Source organism: Pseudoduganella sp. GCM10020061, assembly GCF_042683405.1.
GTDB lineage: Bacteria > Pseudomonadota > Gammaproteobacteria > Burkholderiales > Burkholderiaceae_D > Telluria.
Window position 1 is genome coordinate 846,855 of sequence record NZ_JBHUJS010000001.1, and the last position, 15,766, is coordinate 862,620.

14 protein-coding genes are annotated in these 15,766 nt (G+C 66.5%); 6 read left to right on the forward strand and 8 right to left on the reverse strand.

Translation table 11 applies throughout. The annotated features are described in order from the left end of the window. The first annotated feature begins 3 nt into the window (after positions 1-3). From ACFSQR_RS03770 to ACFSQR_RS03780, 3 genes are all read left to right on the forward strand, one after another. Positions 4-582, forward strand: coding sequence for an NTP transferase domain-containing protein (locus tag ACFSQR_RS03770; RefSeq protein ID WP_377728269.1), 579 nt, complete (start codon positions 4-6; stop codon positions 580-582). Positions 583-620: 38 nt separating this feature from the next. Then, a complete protein-coding gene (locus tag ACFSQR_RS03775; RefSeq protein WP_377728270.1) occupies positions 621-2,429 on the forward strand; it encodes a M61 family metallopeptidase in 1,809 nt (602 codons plus the stop codon). Between the two features lie 257 nt (positions 2,430-2,686). Continuing rightward, positions 2,687-4,066: a Kelch repeat-containing protein gene (locus tag ACFSQR_RS03780; RefSeq protein ID WP_377728271.1), complete on the forward strand. Its 1,380-nt coding sequence runs from the start codon at positions 2,687-2,689 to the stop codon at positions 4,064-4,066. A gap of 48 nt (positions 4,067-4,114) precedes the next feature. Here the strand turns inward: ACFSQR_RS03780 and trpC are convergent, their stop codons facing one another. The 8 genes from trpC to rpe form a co-directional block, all read right to left on the reverse strand. After that, complete coding sequence (trpC, locus tag ACFSQR_RS03785) at positions 4,115-4,915, reverse strand: indole-3-glycerol phosphate synthase TrpC (RefSeq protein WP_377728272.1); 801 nt, start codon at positions 4,913-4,915, stop codon at positions 4,115-4,117. Between the two features lie 5 nt (positions 4,916-4,920). Next, positions 4,921-5,952 (reverse strand): anthranilate phosphoribosyltransferase, encoded by a 1,032-nt coding sequence (gene trpD, locus ACFSQR_RS03790; protein WP_377728273.1) that lies wholly within the window; start codon positions 5,950-5,952, stop codon positions 4,921-4,923. A gap of 22 nt (positions 5,953-5,974) precedes the next feature. Then, the gene (locus ACFSQR_RS03795; RefSeq protein ID WP_377728274.1) at positions 5,975-6,538 is read right to left on the reverse strand and encodes an aminodeoxychorismate/anthranilate synthase component II; all 564 of its coding nucleotides are present in this window, start codon (positions 6,536-6,538) and stop codon (positions 5,975-5,977) included. Next, positions 6,519-8,078, reverse strand: coding sequence for a hypothetical protein (locus tag ACFSQR_RS03800; protein WP_377728275.1), 1,560 nt, complete (start codon positions 8,076-8,078; stop codon positions 6,519-6,521). Before ACFSQR_RS03800 ends, ACFSQR_RS03795 begins: the two co-directional genes overlap by 20 nt. Before the next feature lie 148 nt (positions 8,079-8,226). Continuing rightward, positions 8,227-9,723: an anthranilate synthase component I gene (gene trpE, locus ACFSQR_RS03805; RefSeq protein ID WP_377728276.1), complete on the reverse strand. Its 1,497-nt coding sequence runs from the start codon at positions 9,721-9,723 to the stop codon at positions 8,227-8,229. Between the two features lie 183 nt (positions 9,724-9,906). Then, complete coding sequence (locus ACFSQR_RS03810; RefSeq protein ID WP_377728277.1) at positions 9,907-10,614, reverse strand: phosphoglycolate phosphatase; 708 nt, start codon at positions 10,612-10,614, stop codon at positions 9,907-9,909. Beyond that, the gene (locus ACFSQR_RS03815) at positions 10,598-11,920 is read right to left on the reverse strand and encodes an MFS transporter (protein ID WP_377728278.1); all 1,323 of its coding nucleotides are present in this window, start codon (positions 11,918-11,920) and stop codon (positions 10,598-10,600) included. Before ACFSQR_RS03815 ends, ACFSQR_RS03810 begins: the two co-directional genes overlap by 17 nt. A 49-nt stretch (positions 11,921-11,969) precedes the next feature. Continuing rightward, on the reverse strand, positions 11,970-12,635 hold the full coding sequence (gene rpe, locus ACFSQR_RS03820; RefSeq protein ID WP_377728279.1) for a ribulose-phosphate 3-epimerase: 666 nt from the start codon (positions 12,633-12,635) through the stop codon (positions 11,970-11,972). 175 nt (positions 12,636-12,810) lie between these two features. Between rpe and apaG the strand changes: the two genes are divergently transcribed. The 3 genes from apaG to ACFSQR_RS03835 all read left to right on the forward strand — a co-directional run bounded on the left by apaG (position 12,811) and on the right by ACFSQR_RS03835 (position 15,379). Further along, on the forward strand, positions 12,811-13,185 hold the full coding sequence (gene apaG / locus ACFSQR_RS03825; RefSeq protein ID WP_377728280.1) for a Co2+/Mg2+ efflux protein ApaG: 375 nt from the start codon (positions 12,811-12,813) through the stop codon (positions 13,183-13,185). Between the two features lie 132 nt (positions 13,186-13,317). After that, positions 13,318-14,538, forward strand: coding sequence for a murein transglycosylase A (locus ACFSQR_RS03830; protein ID WP_377728281.1), 1,221 nt, complete (start codon positions 13,318-13,320; stop codon positions 14,536-14,538). A gap of 64 nt (positions 14,539-14,602) precedes the next feature. Beyond that, on the forward strand, positions 14,603-15,379 hold the full coding sequence (locus tag ACFSQR_RS03835) for an enoyl-CoA hydratase (protein ID WP_377728282.1): 777 nt from the start codon (positions 14,603-14,605) through the stop codon (positions 15,377-15,379). Positions 15,380-15,766 lie beyond the last annotated feature (387 nt).

Consider the following 15,766-nt stretch of genomic DNA (forward strand, 5'->3'; position numbering starts at 1 on the left):
GCCATGACGCCGGTCGGGATCCTGCTCGCCGCGGGCAGGGGCACGCGCTTCGACCCGACCGGCGCCAGCGACAAGCTGCTTGCACCCTACGGTGCGGGCGGCACGGTGGTGGGGGCGAGCGCCCGCCACCTGCTTGCGGCGGTTCCCCATGTGATCGCAGTAGTGGCGCCCGGAGCGACCGCTGTCGCGCGCGAGCTTGAGCAGGCCGGCTGCATCGTCACCGTATGCCCGGATGCGGCGCAGGGCATGGGCGTGTCGCTGGTCCACGCGGTGCGCGCCTCGCTGCCGGCGCCGCTGGGCTGGGTCATCGCGCTGGGCGACATGCCCGACGTGCTGCCGTCCACCATCGAAGCCCTGTGCGATGCGCTGGCCGACGGCGCGCAGATCGCGGCCCCCTCGATGCACGGAAGGCGCGGCAACCCCGTGGCGTTCGGCCCGTCCCGGCGCGACGCGCTGCTGGCGCTGGGCGGCGACGAGGGAGCGCGCAGCCTGCTGCTGGAGGGGCCGGTCACGCTGGTGGAAGTGCCTGACGCGGGCATATTCAGGGACATCGACGCGCCCGGCGACTTGCGGGCGGTTTGAAGTACACTGTGCGCTGCACAAGAAAGGCCCAGCCGCACATGAAAAAGACCGCTTCCAAACGACTCCCCTCCATCCTCTATACCGTCAACCCCAAGGACCTGTCCGGGCACCTGTTCGAAGTGACGCTGCGCGTGGACGCGCCGGCGCCCGAGGGCCAGGTGCTGGCGCTGCCTGCCTGGATCCCCGGCAGCTACATGATCCGGGAATTCGCGCGCAATATCGTGCAGATCCGCGCCGAGTCCGACGGGCAGCCCGTCGCGCTGGACAAGCTGGACAAGCACACCTGGCGCGCTGCGCCGGTGCAGGGCGCGCTGACCGTGGTGTACGAGGTGTACGCATGGGACATGTCGGTGCGCGCGGCGCACGTGGACCAGACCCACGCCTTCTTCAACGGCACCAGCATGTACCTGCGCGTGGCCGGGCAGGAGGAAAAAACGCACCAGGTCGACCTGCTCAAGCCGCAGGACGCGGCGGCGCGCTACTGGCGCGTGGCGACCTCGCTGCCGGAACTGGGAGCGAAGCGCTACGGCTTCGGCACCTATGCGGCGGCGAACTACGATGAACTGATCGACCACCCGGTGGAGATGGGCGACTTCGCGCTCGGCAGCTTCACCGCCTGCGGCGTGGAGCACGACATCGTGATCACGGGACGCGTGCCCAACCTGGACATGGAGCGCCTGGAGCGCGACCTGAAGGTGCTGTGCGAACGCCATATCGCCTTTTTCGAACCGAAGACCCGGCGCGCGCCGATGGACCGCTACGTCTTCATGACGATGGCGGTGGGCGACGGCTACGGCGGCCTGGAACACCGCGCCTCGACCGCGCTGGTGTGCAACCGCGCCGACCTGCCGACCATCGCCGACCAGGGCCGCACGCCGAGCGACGGCTACATCAAATACCTGGGCCTGTGCAGCCACGAGTACTTCCACACCTGGAACGTCAAGCGCATGAAGCCGGCGGAGTTTGCGCCTTACGACCTGCAGGTGGAGAACTACAGCCGCCTCCTGTGGCTGTTCGAAGGCTTCACCAGCTACTACGACGACCTGCTCCTGCTGCGCTCCGGCCTGATCGACGAGCCGGCCTATATGAAGCTGCTCGGTAAAACCATCGCCAGCGTCCTGCGCGGCAGCGGGCGCACCAAGCAGAGCGTGGCCGAATCGAGCTTCGACGCGTGGACCAAGTACTACCGCCAGGACGAGAACGCGCCGAACTCCATCGTCAGCTACTACACCAAGGGCTCGCTGATCGCGCTCGTGTTCGACCTGACCATCCGGAGCAAGACCGGCGGCGCGAAGTCGCTGGACGACGTGATGGTGGCGATCTGGCAGCGCTACGGCCGCGACTTCTATCCGGACGGCGGCCGGGGCATTACCGAGGCCGAGGTGGAAGCGATCTTCGACGAAGTCACCGGCTTGCGGCTCAAGCCCCTGTTCGACCGCTATGTGCGCGGCACAGACGAACTGCCGCTGGCGCGCCTGTATGCGGCCTTCGGCGTGCGCATGGCGGACGAGCGCAAGCCGGGCCGCCCGTCGCTGGACGTCTCGACGGCCCGCGATGGCGCCGACGTCAAGTTCACCCATGTGCTGGAAGGCGGCGCCGCGCATGCTGCCGGCATCTCGGCGGGCGACGTGCTGATCGCGCTGGACGGCCTGCGCGTGGGCGGCAACCTGGACGCCATGCTGGCGCGCTACGCCGTCGGCGACGCGGTCAGCGTGCACGTGTTCCGCCGCGACGAGCTGATGGCGTTCTCGGTCACGTTGCAGGGCGAGCGCATCCCGCGCATCACGCTGACCCTCGCCGACGACAAGAAGTCCGCCGCCCTGCGCCGCCCCAGCGCCGTCCGCTAACTCCCATCATCCCCGCGCACGCGGGGATCCATGCTGAACGTCCCCTCAGGCGGACCCGCTTCCACCTGCGACCTCCGGCGTGGCCCTTGCGTGCTCAGTATTTTGGCGGAATCGGCCATGTTTTAGCCGATTCCGCCATATGCATGCCCCGCCCGGCGCTACATATTTTCGTCCTTTCGGTGACAAATCACCGAAATCTGCGCCTGTTTTTTTGGCTACACTCGCGGTTCTCCCCATCCAACCTGCACATGGCTGCCATGAACCGACGAGAACTGCTGCGCGCCACTGCCGCGCTGTGCCTGACCGCGACCCTTGCCGCCTGCGGCGGCGGCTCCACGTCCGCGCCTACGCCACCCGCCCCGAACGGCCCCCGCATCGACGGCCTGGCGAGCGACAAAACCAGTTACTTCGTGGGCGACCAGGCCAGCCTGACAGCCACCTTCAGTGGTGGCACCGGCCGCATCGAGCCCGGCGCGATCGCGGTGACCAGTGGCGTGCCTGTCGCAGTCGGCCCGCTGCTCGCGACGACCACCTACCGCCTGGTCGTCACGTCGGGACAAACGCAAGTCACGCGCGACCTCGCACTGCCGACCGCCTACCGCAACCGGTTCACGCCCGTCGCGATGAACTTCGCCCGCTCGCAGCACCAGGCAGTCGAACTGCCGAACGGCCGCGTGCTGGTCATCGGCGGCGACGGTGCCGCCAATGCGGCGCCGGTAACGGTGATGTCGTACGACCCGCAGGCGAACACCTTCGCGCAGGCCGGCACGGTTTTGACAGGCCGGATGCACCACAGCGCCACCGCACTGGCCGACGGCACGGTGCTGATCGTCGGCGGCAGCCGCACGCTACAGGGCACGCCAGTGGCGGAGCGCTTCGATCCGGCGACCGGCACCTCGCGCGCCACGGCCACGCAGCCGCTGCATTCGCGCAGCCTGCACACGGCCACGCTGCTGGCCGATGGCCGGGTACTGTTTGTCGGAGGATTGAGCAGCGGCGGCAACGCGGCTGCGAATACGGTCGATGTGTTCGATCCCGCAACCGAACAGTTCACGCGCCTGCCGGGCACGTTGGCCGCCACGCGCTACGGCCATGCAACCGTGCGCGTAACGGCGGACAAGCTGGTGATCTACGGTGGCTCCACGGTGTCCGGCCAGGCTGCGGCGCCTGAAGTCTTCGACGTGCAGACCATGGCAAGCAGCGCTTCCACGCTGCCGCAGTTCGATGCCGCTGCACGCCTTGCGGCGGCGGTCGTCAAGACCTCGGCAGGAGACTTTGCGGTCATCGGCGGCGAGAGTCCGTTCGACAGCGCGGCGGCATCGAAGGTCGCGCTGATCGCGGGCGGCACCGTGGCGTTCAACGACGGCGGGCAGCTGCTCTCTCCACGCACACTGCACGCGGCGGCCGCCCTGGTCGACGGACGGGTGCTGGTAACAGGCGGCTCCGCAACGCTCGGAACGACCCTGGCGAGTTCGGAGCTGTACACCCCGTCCGGCCGCGTTTCGGTTGCGGGACCCGCGATGACCCAGGCGCGTGCCTACCACACGGCGACGCGGCTCTCGAACGGCAAGGTCCTGATCATCGGCGGCACCGGCGCCAACGGCCTCGCCCTCGCATCCGCCGAACTCTACGAATAGGCACGGGGGACTGTCCCCGCAGGGGACCGCCCCCGGCTTCGCAGCCGGTCAGCCGAACAGCCTCTCCAGCTCCACCCCCGGCTCCGGCGCGCGCATGAACGCCTCGCCAACCAGGAACGCATGCACGTCATGTTCGCGCATGCGCTTCACGTCCGCCGGCCCGAGAATGCCGGACTCCGTCACCACCAGCCGCTCCTGCGGAATGCGCGGCAGCAGCCCGATGGTGGTCTCCAGCGACACCTCGAACGTGCGCAGGTTACGGTTATTGATTCCCACCAGCGGCGTCTTCAAGCGGAGCGCCGCGGTGAGCTCATCCCCGTCGTGCACCTCCACCAGCACATCCATGCCCAGGGCGTGCGCACAGGCCTCCAGCTCCGCCATCAAGCCGTGGTCCAGCGCAGACACGATCAGCAGGATGCAGTCCGCGCCCATCGCCCTTGCTTCGTACACCTGGTACGGGTCGATCATGAAATCCTTGCGCAGCACCGGGATCGAGCATGCCGCACGCGCCTCAACGAGGTAGCTTGCCGCACCCTGGAAGAAGCGTTCGTCGGTGAGCACCGACAGGCACGCCGCGCCATGCGTGGCGTAGCTGTATGCAATCTGCGCGGGCCGGAAGTCCGCGCGCAGGACGCCCTTTGAAGGCGACGCCTTCTTCACTTCCGCAATCACGCCCGCGTGGCCGGCCGTGATCCGGTTGCGCAGGCTCTGCTCGAAGCCGCGGATGGACGCGCGCGCCGCGCTGTCGCTTTCCACGTCGCGCCGCAGGCTGTTGAAATCGCGCCGCTGCTTTGCCGCTGCGACCTCGTCGCGTTTCACGGCAATGATTTTGTCGAGAATATCCGCCATGCCGCTCAGCCTCCCAACTGCCGGGTGACCTGGACGAACTGCTCCAGCTTGCGCAGCGCGGCGCCGGACGCCACCGCTTCGCGAGCCCTGGCCAGGCCTGCTTCGATCGAGGGTGCGACGCCGGCCGCATAGAGGGCGACGCCTGCATTCAGTGCGACGATGTCCGCCGCCGGACCCGGCTCGCCGCGCAGCGCTTCCATCACGCGCGCGATCGATTCCGCCGGGTTGCCCACCTTGAGGTTGCGCGTGGCGACCATCTGCAGGCCAAAGTCCTCCGGATGGATTTCATATTCGCGGATCTCGCCGTTCACCAGTTCCCCGACCAGGGTGCCGGCGCCGAGCGAGACTTCGTCCATGTTGTCGCGGCCCCATACCACCATCGCATGCTGCGCGCCCAGGCGCTGCAGCACGCGCACCTGGATGCCGACCAGGTCCGGGTGGAACACGCCCATCAGGATGTTCGGCGCCCCGGCCGGATTGGTCAGCGGGCCGAGGATGTTGAAGATCGTGCGCACGCCCAGTTCGCGGCGCACCGGCGCGGCATGCTTCATGGCCGCATGGTGGTTCGGCGCGAACATGAAGCCGATGCCGGTCTGCGCGATCGACTGCGCGATCTGTTCGGGCGTCAGGTTGATGTTCGCGCCCAGCGATTCGAGCGCATCCGCGCTGCCGGACGACGAGGACACGCTGCGTCCGCCGTGCTTGGCCACGCGCGCGCCGGCCGCCGCGGCGACGAACATCGTGGCCGTCGAGATATTGAAGGTGTGCGCGCTGTCGCCGCCGGTGCCGACAATGTCGAGCAGGTTGGTGGTGTCGGCCATCGGCACCTTGGTCGAGAATTCGCGCATGACCTGCGCGGCCGCAGTGATCTCGCCGATGGTCTCCTTCTTGACGCGCAGGCCCATCGTGATCGCAGCCACCATCACGGGCGACATCTCGCCCGACATGATCTGCCGGAACAGGTGCAGCATCTCGTCATGGAAGATCTCGCGGTGTTCGATACAGCGCAGCAGCGCCTCTTGTGGGGTGATCGACATGGTTTGCCTTTATCAGAAAAATTCAGCGCTGCAGGAAGTTCTTCAGCAACGCGTGCCCGTGTTCGGACAGGATGGATTCGGGGTGGAACTGCACGCCTTCGATGTCGTACTCCTTGTGGCGTACGCCCATGATTTCGCCGTCGTCGGTCCACGCGGTCACTTCCAGGCAGTCCGGCAGGGACGAGCGTTCGATCGCCAGCGAGTGGTAGCGGATCACGGTGAAGGGGCTGGGCAGTCCCTTGAACACGCCCACGCCCGTATGCGCGACCGGCGAGGTCTTGCCGTGCATGACCTGTTTGGCGCGGATCACATTGCCGCCGAAGGCCGCGCCGATGGCCTGGTGGCCGAGGCACACGCCCAGGATCGGGATCTTGCCCTTGAAGTGCTGCAGCACGGCGACTGAGATGCCCGCGTCGGCCGGCGCTTTCGGTCCGGGGGAGATGCAGATGCGGTCCGGCTTCATCGCCTCAATATCGGCGATGGTCAGTTCGTCGTTGCGCACCGTGACCACCTCTTCGCCAAGTTCGCCGAAGTACTGGACGATGTTGTAGGTGAACGAGTCGTAGTTATCGATCATTAAAAGCATAATTCGCCGTCCCTTGCGTTCGGGTGTCAGGGTTAAATTGGTGGACGAAGCGCGCCAGGCTGGCCAGGTAGGCCACGCGGCGGGGTTTCCACCATGTCGATTGCAGGTCGCCGCCCAGCAGGCAGGCGCGGGCCGCGCGCGGCGCCACGAAACGCCCGTTCACGTAGCCGCCCGATGTCATCGAGCGGGCGATCATTGGCGCGTAGAAGGCCACTCTATCCGACAGGCGCTGCCGGGGCGCGCGCGCATGCTTGTCCTCGTACGGGATTGCGCCGATGACCGGGTCCGCGATCGCGATCGCGTCGGTGTGCAGGCGCTTGTCGCGTGTCGCGCCGGGCGGCAGGCCAAGCAGGAAAGCGAGCAGCGTCCGGTCGAGGTAGGGCGCGTACGCCACATGCCGCGACAGGATCCGGAAAGGCAGCAGCCCGGTACCGCGGCGGCTGCGGTTCCAGAAGTAGAAGGACTTCAGCGGGTTTGGCTGCCCGAGGTGGCGCCTGAGTTCCGCGTCGATCAGTTCCTCCGCAGCGCCGGGCGTGCAAGCGCCGGCGAGCAGCGGTCCGAGCGTGTCTTCGAGCGCGTCCTCGCCACCGAGCTGGCTCCAGCTGGCCAGCAGGCCGCGCCGGACAGACTCGATGTCGCCGTCGAGGTAGCGGCCGAGCAGCTGCTCGTCCTGGAACAGGCCGGCCGAAAGAACGTCGCCGCCGACGCCGTCGAACACCCCGGCCACGCCGCTGTCGTGCAAGGCCGCGCGCACCGGCATCGTCCAGGCGTGTTCGTAGGTCATGAAGTCGACCGCCTGCGCGTGTGCGCATTCCTGCGCATACTGGCCCAGCACCGGCTGGCGCACCACACGGTGAGGCCAGCGCATCGTGCCGCACAGTTCGGACGCGACGCGAACGTCTTCGTCGTTGCGGGGCGGTAGGTGGCGCGCGGTGAGGGCGAAGCGGGGCGTGCAGCCCATGCGGTACAGCTCCAGTGCGATATGGCGCGAGTCGCGCCCGCCGCTGAGCGGGACGGCGAAATCGCCAGCCATCACCGCCGCAATGCGCTCCATCGAGGCACGGAACAGCGCGGCATAGGATTCCCGGGCATGGTCGGCGCGTGTCTCCTGCACCTGCAGGTAGGAGGAGCTGACCTCGGGACCGCCGCCGGGACGCCACGTCAGCGTGCCTTGCGGTCCAAGCAGCCGCACCCCTTCGAACGGCGTGTGGTCACCGACCAGGAAGCCCAGCCGCAGCAGCACCCCGAGCGAAGCGGGGCAGATGCGCGGCGCCTTTCCGGACGCGGCGAACAGGCCGGCGATGCTGGTCGCCAGCACGGCCTGCTGCCCGTCGGCGTAGTAGTACAGCGGCAGGAAGCCGGTGGCGCAGGTGCTGGCCCTGAGCCGTTCGCCGTCCCAGTCCCACTTGGCGAACACGCCATCGCCGCCGTCCACGGCATATCCTTTGAAGAACCTGGCCTGGCCGGATACGGCAGGCGCCGCGCCGGCGCCCGCCGAGATCCTGATCCATCCGTCCTGGCTTGCGTGTAGTCTGCTCATGGCCGCTCCGGTGAACGATGCACGGGATGCGGGCCGCAGCGATCCGGGGCGCTCCGCCCCGCGGGAGGCCCGCTTCCCTCGCATGCTACCGCCAGAAGTGAACGGGCTCTTCGATCTGCGATAACGATCGGTGAGAGCGCAGGCCATGTCAGTAGGCCCCGTCCAGGCCGTCCTGGACCTGCTCGGCGGCGCGCAGCACCGCGCGCGCCTTGTTCTCGGTCTCCTGCCATTCCATTTCGGGCACCGAATCGGCCACGATGCCGGCGGCTGCCTGCACGTACAGGTTGCCGTCCTTAATGACGCCGGTCCGGATCGCGATCGCCACGTCCATCTCGCCGCCGAACGACAGGTAGCCGCAGGCGCCGCCGTAGATGCCGCGCTTGGTGGGCTCCAGCTCGTCGATCACCTCCATCGCGCGCACTTTCGGCGCGCCGGTCAGGGTCCCGGCCGGGAAGGTGGCGCGCAGCACGTCCAGGTTGGACATGCCCTCGCGCAGGCGGCCTTCGACATTCGAGACGATGTGCTGGACGTGCGAGTACTTCTCGATGACCATCCGGTCCGTGACGGCGACGCTGCCGGTCTCGGAGATCCGTCCGATGTCGTTGCGGGCCAGGTCGATCAACATCACGTGCTCGGCCACTTCCTTGGGGTCGTTCAGCAGTTCCTCGGCCAGCGCCGCGTCGCGCTCGGGGGTGGCGCCGCGCGGACGCGTGCCCGCGATAGGGCGCAACGTGACCTTCTTGCCGCCGTCCGGCGTGCTTTCGTTGCGCACCAGGATTTCGGGCGAGGCGCCGACAATCTGCATGTCGCCGAAGTTGTAGTAGTACATGTACGGCGACGGATTGAGCGAGCGCAGCGCGCGGTACAGCGTCAGCGGCGAGTCGACGTAGGGCTTGCGGATGCGCTGGCCGATCTGCACCTGCATCAGGTCGCCCGCCATCACGTACTCGTGCGCCCTGGCGACCGCCTTCAGGTAATCCTCTTTCGCAAACTCCCGCACCGCCTCGGTCCGCACGGAACTAGAGGTGACCGGTGCGTCCACGCCACGGCGCAGCATCATGCGCAGGTCCTTCAGGCGCTGCTGCGCTTTCGAGAACGCTTCCGGATGCGAGGGATCGGCGTACACGATCAGGTACAGCTTGCCCGACAGGTTGTCGATGACCGCCAGTTCCTCGGTCACCATCAGCTGGATGTCCGGTACGCCCAGGTCGTCTTTCGGCTGCGAGTGCGCCAGCTTTTTCTCGATGTGGCGCACGGTGTCGTAGCCGAAGTAGCCGGCCAGCCCGCCGCAGAAGCGCGGCATGCCGGGGCGCAGCGCGACCTTGAAGCGCGCCTGGTAGGCCTCGATGAATTCGAGCGGATTGCCCTCGTGCGTTTCGATCACTTCGCCGTGGCGCACGACTTCGGTGCGGTTGCCGGCATTGCGCAGCAGCGTCGATGCGGGCAGGCCGATGAAGGAGTAGCGGCCGAAGCGCTCGCCGCCCACGACCGACTCGAGCAGGAAGGTGTTCGCGCCCGCGCGCTGCGTCTGCGCCAGCTTCAGGTACAGCGTCAGCGGCGTCTCGAGGTCGGCAAACGCCTCGGCGATCAGCGGAATGCGGTTATAGCCCTGCGCGGCCAGCGATTTGAATTCGAGTTCGGTCATGTTCTTCTCCGGTCCGCCCGATGGATAGAGGGGGGCGGTGGCTTGTTTCAAAAAACCTGTCGCGCATGCGAGCGGCGACAGCAATCAGCGGGTCAGTTTGCCCAGGATTGCCAGCGTCGCCACAGCCAGGCCTCAAGGGCGCCGGTCTGGTTGACATTGAGTTTTTTGATGAAAAACATTCGTTTAGCGGTGTGCTTTGGCTTGTTCGTTGTGCTCGCGGATGCGGTGTGCAGCGTCCAGCAGCGTGGTCACTATACCATCGGATTCGATTTCGTGTACAGGGCGGCCGTGGTTGTAACCGTAAGGGACCGTCAGCACGAAACAGCCGGCCGCGCGCGCAGCTTCCGCATCGTTGGACGAGTCGCCGATCGCCACCACCTCATCCGGATGCAGCGCAAAGCTGGCGCAGGCGCCCAGCAGCGGCATCGGATCGGGCTTCCTGCGCTCGAACGAGTCGCCGCCGTACAGCACGTCGAAGAAGTGCGACAGGCCCTTCCTTGCCAGCAGCGGCTGGGCGAACGCCATCGGCTTGTTGGTGACGCAGGCGAGCGCCAGGCCCATCTCGCGCATGGCAGCCAGGCCTTCGGTCACCTCCGGGTACATGGTGCTGTAATCGCCGTTGATGGCGATGTAATGCCGGTGGTAGGACGCCATCGCCTCGCCGATGCGCTGCTCGACGCCCGCCTGGTCGAAGTCCAGCGCGAGCACGCCGCGGATCAGGTTTTCGGAGCCCTTGCCGACCATGCGCGCGATCTGCTCGGCCGCGACCGGGCCGAGCCCGAATTCGGCGCGCATGCGGTTGATGGCCACCTCGAAGTCCGGCACGGTGTCGAGCATCGTGCCGTCCAGGTCGACGATGACGCCGCGGATCGGCTTATGCTGCGGCTTCATGGCGCTCGGGGATGGGGCGGACCACCAGGAACAGGTAGGACATGGCGCCGACGAAGGCGATGGCCGCGCCGGTCAGCAGCGCCGGTACGAAAGACCAGGTCTGCGCGATGTAGCCGGTCAGGATCGGCGCCAGCGCACCGCCGAGGAAGCCGGCGAAGTTCTGGATCGCGCCCAGCGAGGCGATGCTGTTGCGCGGCGCCGCGGCCGTCGCAAGCGACCATGCGCACGCCGACGACGCGTTGGCGAGGAAGATGACGATCGAGATGCAGGCCACTGCCACGGCATTGCTGTCCACCAGCGCAGCGGGGATCGTGAACGCCACCATGCCCAGCGTCGCCACCACCACGGCGTTGCGGCGCGCCGATACCGGCGAGGCCGCATTGCGCGTGACCCGGTCGGTGGCCCAGCCGGCGATCAGTGCGCCCGCAAAGCCGCACATGAACGGGATCGATGCCGCAATCCCTGCGTAGGCCAGGTCCATGTGGCGCTCGGCCCGCAGGTAACCTGGCAGCCAGGTCAGGTACACCCAGTTGAGGTACACGGAACCGAAGAAGCCGATCATCATGCCCCAGGTGGTGCGGTGGCGGAACAGCGCGCGCCACGATGCGAAATCCGCTTTCGGCGGTGCTTCGCCCGCCTCGCCGGCTTCCAGGTAGGCGCGTTCGGCCGGCGTCATTTTGGCGTGGACCGGATCGCGATACAGCGCTACCCAGATGACGGCAGCGACCAGCCCCATCGCGCCGGTGACGAAGAACGCCCAGTGCCAGCTGGTCGCCGCGATCAGCGGCGCCAGGCACAGTGGCGCGAGCGCGACGCCCAGCGGCGAGGCCGAGTTGTAGATGCCGGTCGGCGTGCCGCGTGCGCGCAGCGGGAACCAGTTGCTGACGACACGTGCCGCAGCGGGGAACTGCGGCGCCTCGCCAATGCCAAGGATGATGCGCGCGATGACGAAGTAGCCGAAGGTCGACACCAGCCCGCCCGCCGCCTGCGCCAGCGACCACACGACCAGCCCGATACCCAGCAGCCAGCGCGGCCCGATCTTGTCCACCAGCGCGCCGACCGGCAGCTGGCAGAGCGCATAGCTCCACGAAAACGCCGACAGCAGCACGCCCATTTCGCCGAGCGAGAGACCCATGTCCGCGCGAATGAACTCGTTGGCCACCGCCAGCGTGGCCCGGTCGAGATAGTTGATGACGCCGGTGACGACCAGCAGGGCCAGCGCCAGGGTCTGGCTGCGGCGGATCGCGGGGGAGGGCGCCAGCGTGGAGGTGATGCTCACTTCGGACTGCGACATGGGTTTCGACATTGCTTGCGCCCTGTGTGCCAAAAAAAAACCGGGCCGCCGGCCCGGATGATCAGATTTTCGCCAGTTCGCTGCGCATGGCGTCGATCACCGCCTTGTAGTCAGGCTTGCCGAAGATGGCCGAACCGGCCACGAAGGTGTCGGCGCCAGCAGCCGCTGCGGCGGCGATATTGTCGGCTTTGATGCCGCCGTCCACTTCCAGCATGATGTCGCGGCCCGATTCGTCGATCATGCGGCGCGCGATCGCGATCTTTTTCAGCGCTTCGGGGATGAAGGACTGGCCGCCGAAGCCCGGGTTCACCGACATGATCAGGATCATGTCGATCTTGTCCATCACGTGCTCCAGGTAGTGCATCGGCGTGGCCGGGTTGAACACCAGGCCGGCCTTGCAGCCGTGGTCGCGGATCAGCTGCAGCGTGCGGTCGATGTGTTCCGACGCTTCAGGGTGGAAGGTGATGATGTTGGCGCCGGCTTTGGCAAAGTCGGGGATGATGCGGTCTACCGGCTTGACCATCAGGTGCACGTCGATCGGCACATCCACGTGCGGGCGGATTGCCTGGCATACCAGCGGTCCGATCGTCAGGTTCGGCACATAGTGGTTGTCCATGACATCGAAGTGGATGATGTCGGCGCCTGCCGCGACGACGTTGCGTACTTCCTCGCCCAGGCGGGCGAAGTCGGCGGAAAGGATGCTGGGAGCGATGCGGTAGGTGGTCATTGTGTAAAGTCCGGCCGTATAACTGTAAAACCGCTATTTTACGCGAGGGAAGGGGACTGTCTCTATCGGGGGGCGTTGGGCGGCCCTGGCTTCCCGGGTCGCGGCGCCCGCTTGTCCCCGTTGCGGACAGTCCCCGCCAACGCAGGTATCATGGCATTTCATACCAAGGGACGAGATGGCCAAATACGAATTTACCGTGTCCGTACGCACCCAGTACCTGCCGGAGCAGTCCGACCCGTCGCGTACTTCCTATGTGTTCACGTACTCGATCACGATCAAGAACACCGGCACCGTCGGCGCGCAGCTGATCTCGCGCCACTGGGTCATCACCGACGCCAACAATCACAAGCAGGAAGTGCGCGGCCTCGGCGTCGTGGGGCACCAGCCCCTGCTGCAGCCCGGCGAGGAATTCGAATACACCAGCGGCACGCAGCTGGCGACCCCGCAGGGTTCAATGTATGGCGAATACTTCTGCGTGGCCGAGGACGGCCACCAGTTCGAGGCCAGGATCCCGGAATTCATCCTGACGCTGCCGCGCGCGCTGCACTGATTATTCCTTGTCCTGCTTGTCCTCGGGGTCCTCGTCCGGCTTGCGTCCCGCCGCGGTCCACCAGACGATGAACACCAGCAGGAACAGCGCCACCGCAGCTTCGATCATCAACAGCCACATACTTTTCATCCTATGAACGTTAAGCGCAGCAGTTTACTCGTATCGGCGGCAGCCGTGGCGTTGATCGTCGCCGGCTGTACCACCGCGCCGGAGAAAGCCCCCGCGAGGCCGCCAGTCCTGATGCCGCCGCCTGTCAAGGAAGTGCTGCCGTTGCCGCAGCCGGAGCCGGTCAAGCCCGCGCCCGCGCCGCTGTTCACGCCCGCGACCTTTGCCGAACTGCCCGGCTGGGCCGAGGACGACCAGCGCGAAGCCTGGAGCGCCTTCACCGCGTCGTGCAGCGTGCTCGGACGGCGCGCGCAGTGGGCCGAGGCGTGCACGCTCGCCCGCGGCGTCAACGCGACGGACCTGGCGGCGGTACGCGCCTTCTTCGAATCGAACTTCGTCCCGAACCTGGTGCGCGCCGCCGACGGATCGCAAAGCGGCCTGATTACCGGCTATTACGAGGCAATGCTGCGCGGCTCGCGCATCCGCAGCGACATCTACCAGACCCCGTTGTACCGCGTGCCCGACGACCTGCTAACGATCGATCTGGCATCCGTGTACCCGCAATTGAAGAACATGCGCCTGCGCGGCCGCGTGGTCGGCAAGAAGGTGGTGCCGTACGACGCGCGCGAACAGATCGACTCGGGCAAACTGGCCGGTAACGAGCTGCTCTGGGTGGACGATCCGGTCGAGGCCTTTTTCCTGGAGGTGCAAGGATCGGGACGCGTCCAGCTGGATAACGGCGAGACCGTTCGCATTTCATACGCGGACCAGAACGGCCATCCCTACAAGGCGATCGGCCGCTGGCTGATCGAGAAGGGCGAGCTGCCAGCCAACCAGGTATCGGCGCAGTCGATCAAGGCATGGATCGCCGCCAATCCGCACCGCCGCCAGGAACTGTTCAACGCGAACCCGAGCTTCATCTTCTTCCGCGAAGAACGCATCGCCGATCCATCCGTAGGGCCGAAGGGCGCGCTGAATGTCCCGCTCACGCCGGCCCGCTCGGTTGCGATCGACCCGAGCTTCCTTCCGCTGGGCGCGCCGATCTACCTGGCCACCACCGAGGCGGGCAGCGACGTGCCGATGCGCCGGCTGGTGATGGGGCAGGACACCGGCGGGGCGATCCGGGGCGAAGTGCGCGCCGATTTCTTTTATGGCTTCGGTCCGGAGGCCGCGGACAAGGCAGGCCGCATGAAGCAGCCGGGCACTGTCTGGGTGCTGCTGCCGAAGGGCGCTGCGCCGGCGCAGTGATGCCGGGCCGCCCTCAGGCTACAATTCCCGGTTCCAGTTCCTAACTAATAAGAAGGGGTATCCCATGCAATACGCCGATCTGCTGATCGAGACCCAGGGCAAAGTCGCCGTCATCCGGCTGAACCGCCCGAAAGCGATGAACGCGCTGAACGACAACATGATGAACGAACTGGGCGACGCGCTGCGCAAGTTCGACGCCGACCCTGCCATCAACGTGATCGTGCTGACCGGCTCGGAAAAGGCGTTCGCGGCCGGCGCCGACATTGCCGCGATGGTCAACTACAGCTACCCCGACACCTACACCACCGACTATATCGGCCGCAACTGGGAACACATCCTGGACATCCGCAAGCCGGTCATCGGCGCGGTGGCTGGCTACTGCCTGGGCGGCGGTTGCGAGCTGGCGATGATGTGCGACTTCCTGGTCGCTGCCGACAGCGCCAGGTTCGGCCAGCCTGAAATCAAGGTGGGTGTGACCCCGGGCGCCGGCGGCACCCAGCGCCTGCCGCGTGCGATCTCGAAATCGAAAGCCATGGACATGCTGCTGACCACCCGCATGATCGACGCGGCCGAGGCCGAGCGCACCGGCCTGGTATCGCGCGTGTTCCCGGCCGATAAGCTGATGGAAGAAGTGGTCGGCATTGCACAGCAAATCGCGGAGATGCCGGTATCGGTCGCGATGCAGATCAAGGATTGCGTCAACAAGGCGTACGACATGACGCTGACCGACGGCGTGCGCTATGAGCGCCGCTACTTCCACGCCGGCTTCGGCACCCCGGCCCAGCGCGAAGGCATGACCGCCTTCCTTGAAAAGCGCAAGCCGAACTTCGAAGGCCTGTAAACACAGGAAGGGACTGTCCCCGCAGGGGACTGTCCCTCGGTCTTCATCCCGCGCACCTCCCGCGCATTTTCATGCCTTGCGCACCGCAACAATCTGGGCTATAGTCTCGTCCCTGCCGCGAAAACTGATGCACACGCAACAGCGACACGGTAGAAAAGAAGGGGTTGACGAGCTGCACGAAACACCGCATAATCTCGCCTCTCTGTTGCTGACAAACACAACGCTTTGTCGACAAACAGCAAAGTTAGCACCGAAGCCCGGATGGGCCAGCGTTCTTTAACAATCAACAGTCGATAAGTGTGGGCGTTTGACGATAGATGCCGCGGATTTCGGTCCGCGAATACTCAAATTATTGTTTCAAACGCTCGCACAAGAAATAAACGTGAC

Coding starts and splice junctions, on each gene's coding strand:
- ACFSQR_RS03770 (WP_377728269.1), top strand. CDS start 4: ATGACGCCGGTCGGGATCCTGCTCGCCGCGGGCAGGGGCACGCGCTTC.
- ACFSQR_RS03775 (WP_377728270.1), top strand. CDS start 621: ATGAAAAAGACCGCTTCCAAACGACTCCCCTCCATCCTCTATACCGTC.
- ACFSQR_RS03780 (WP_377728271.1), top strand. CDS start 2,687: ATGAACCGACGAGAACTGCTGCGCGCCACTGCCGCGCTGTGCCTGACC.
- trpC (WP_377728272.1), bottom strand. CDS start 4,915: ATGGCGGATATTCTCGACAAAATCATTGCCGTGAAACGCGACGAGGTC.
- trpD (WP_377728273.1), bottom strand. CDS start 5,952: ATGTCGATCACCCCACAAGAGGCGCTGCTGCGCTGTATCGAACACCGC.
- ACFSQR_RS03795 (WP_377728274.1), bottom strand. CDS start 6,538: ATGCTTTTAATGATCGATAACTACGACTCGTTCACCTACAACATCGTC.
- ACFSQR_RS03800 (WP_377728275.1), bottom strand. CDS start 8,078: ATGAGCAGACTACACGCAAGCCAGGACGGATGGATCAGGATCTCGGCG.
- trpE (WP_377728276.1), bottom strand. CDS start 9,723: ATGACCGAACTCGAATTCAAATCGCTGGCCGCGCAGGGCTATAACCGC.
- ACFSQR_RS03810 (WP_377728277.1), bottom strand. CDS start 10,614: ATGAAGCCGCAGCATAAGCCGATCCGCGGCGTCATCGTCGACCTGGAC.
- ACFSQR_RS03815 (WP_377728278.1), bottom strand. CDS start 11,920: ATGTCGAAACCCATGTCGCAGTCCGAAGTGAGCATCACCTCCACGCTG.
- rpe (WP_377728279.1), bottom strand. CDS start 12,635: ATGACCACCTACCGCATCGCTCCCAGCATCCTTTCCGCCGACTTCGCC.
- apaG (WP_377728280.1), top strand. CDS start 12,811: ATGGCCAAATACGAATTTACCGTGTCCGTACGCACCCAGTACCTGCCG.
- ACFSQR_RS03830 (WP_377728281.1), top strand. CDS start 13,318: ATGAACGTTAAGCGCAGCAGTTTACTCGTATCGGCGGCAGCCGTGGCG.
- ACFSQR_RS03835 (WP_377728282.1), top strand. CDS start 14,603: ATGCAATACGCCGATCTGCTGATCGAGACCCAGGGCAAAGTCGCCGTC.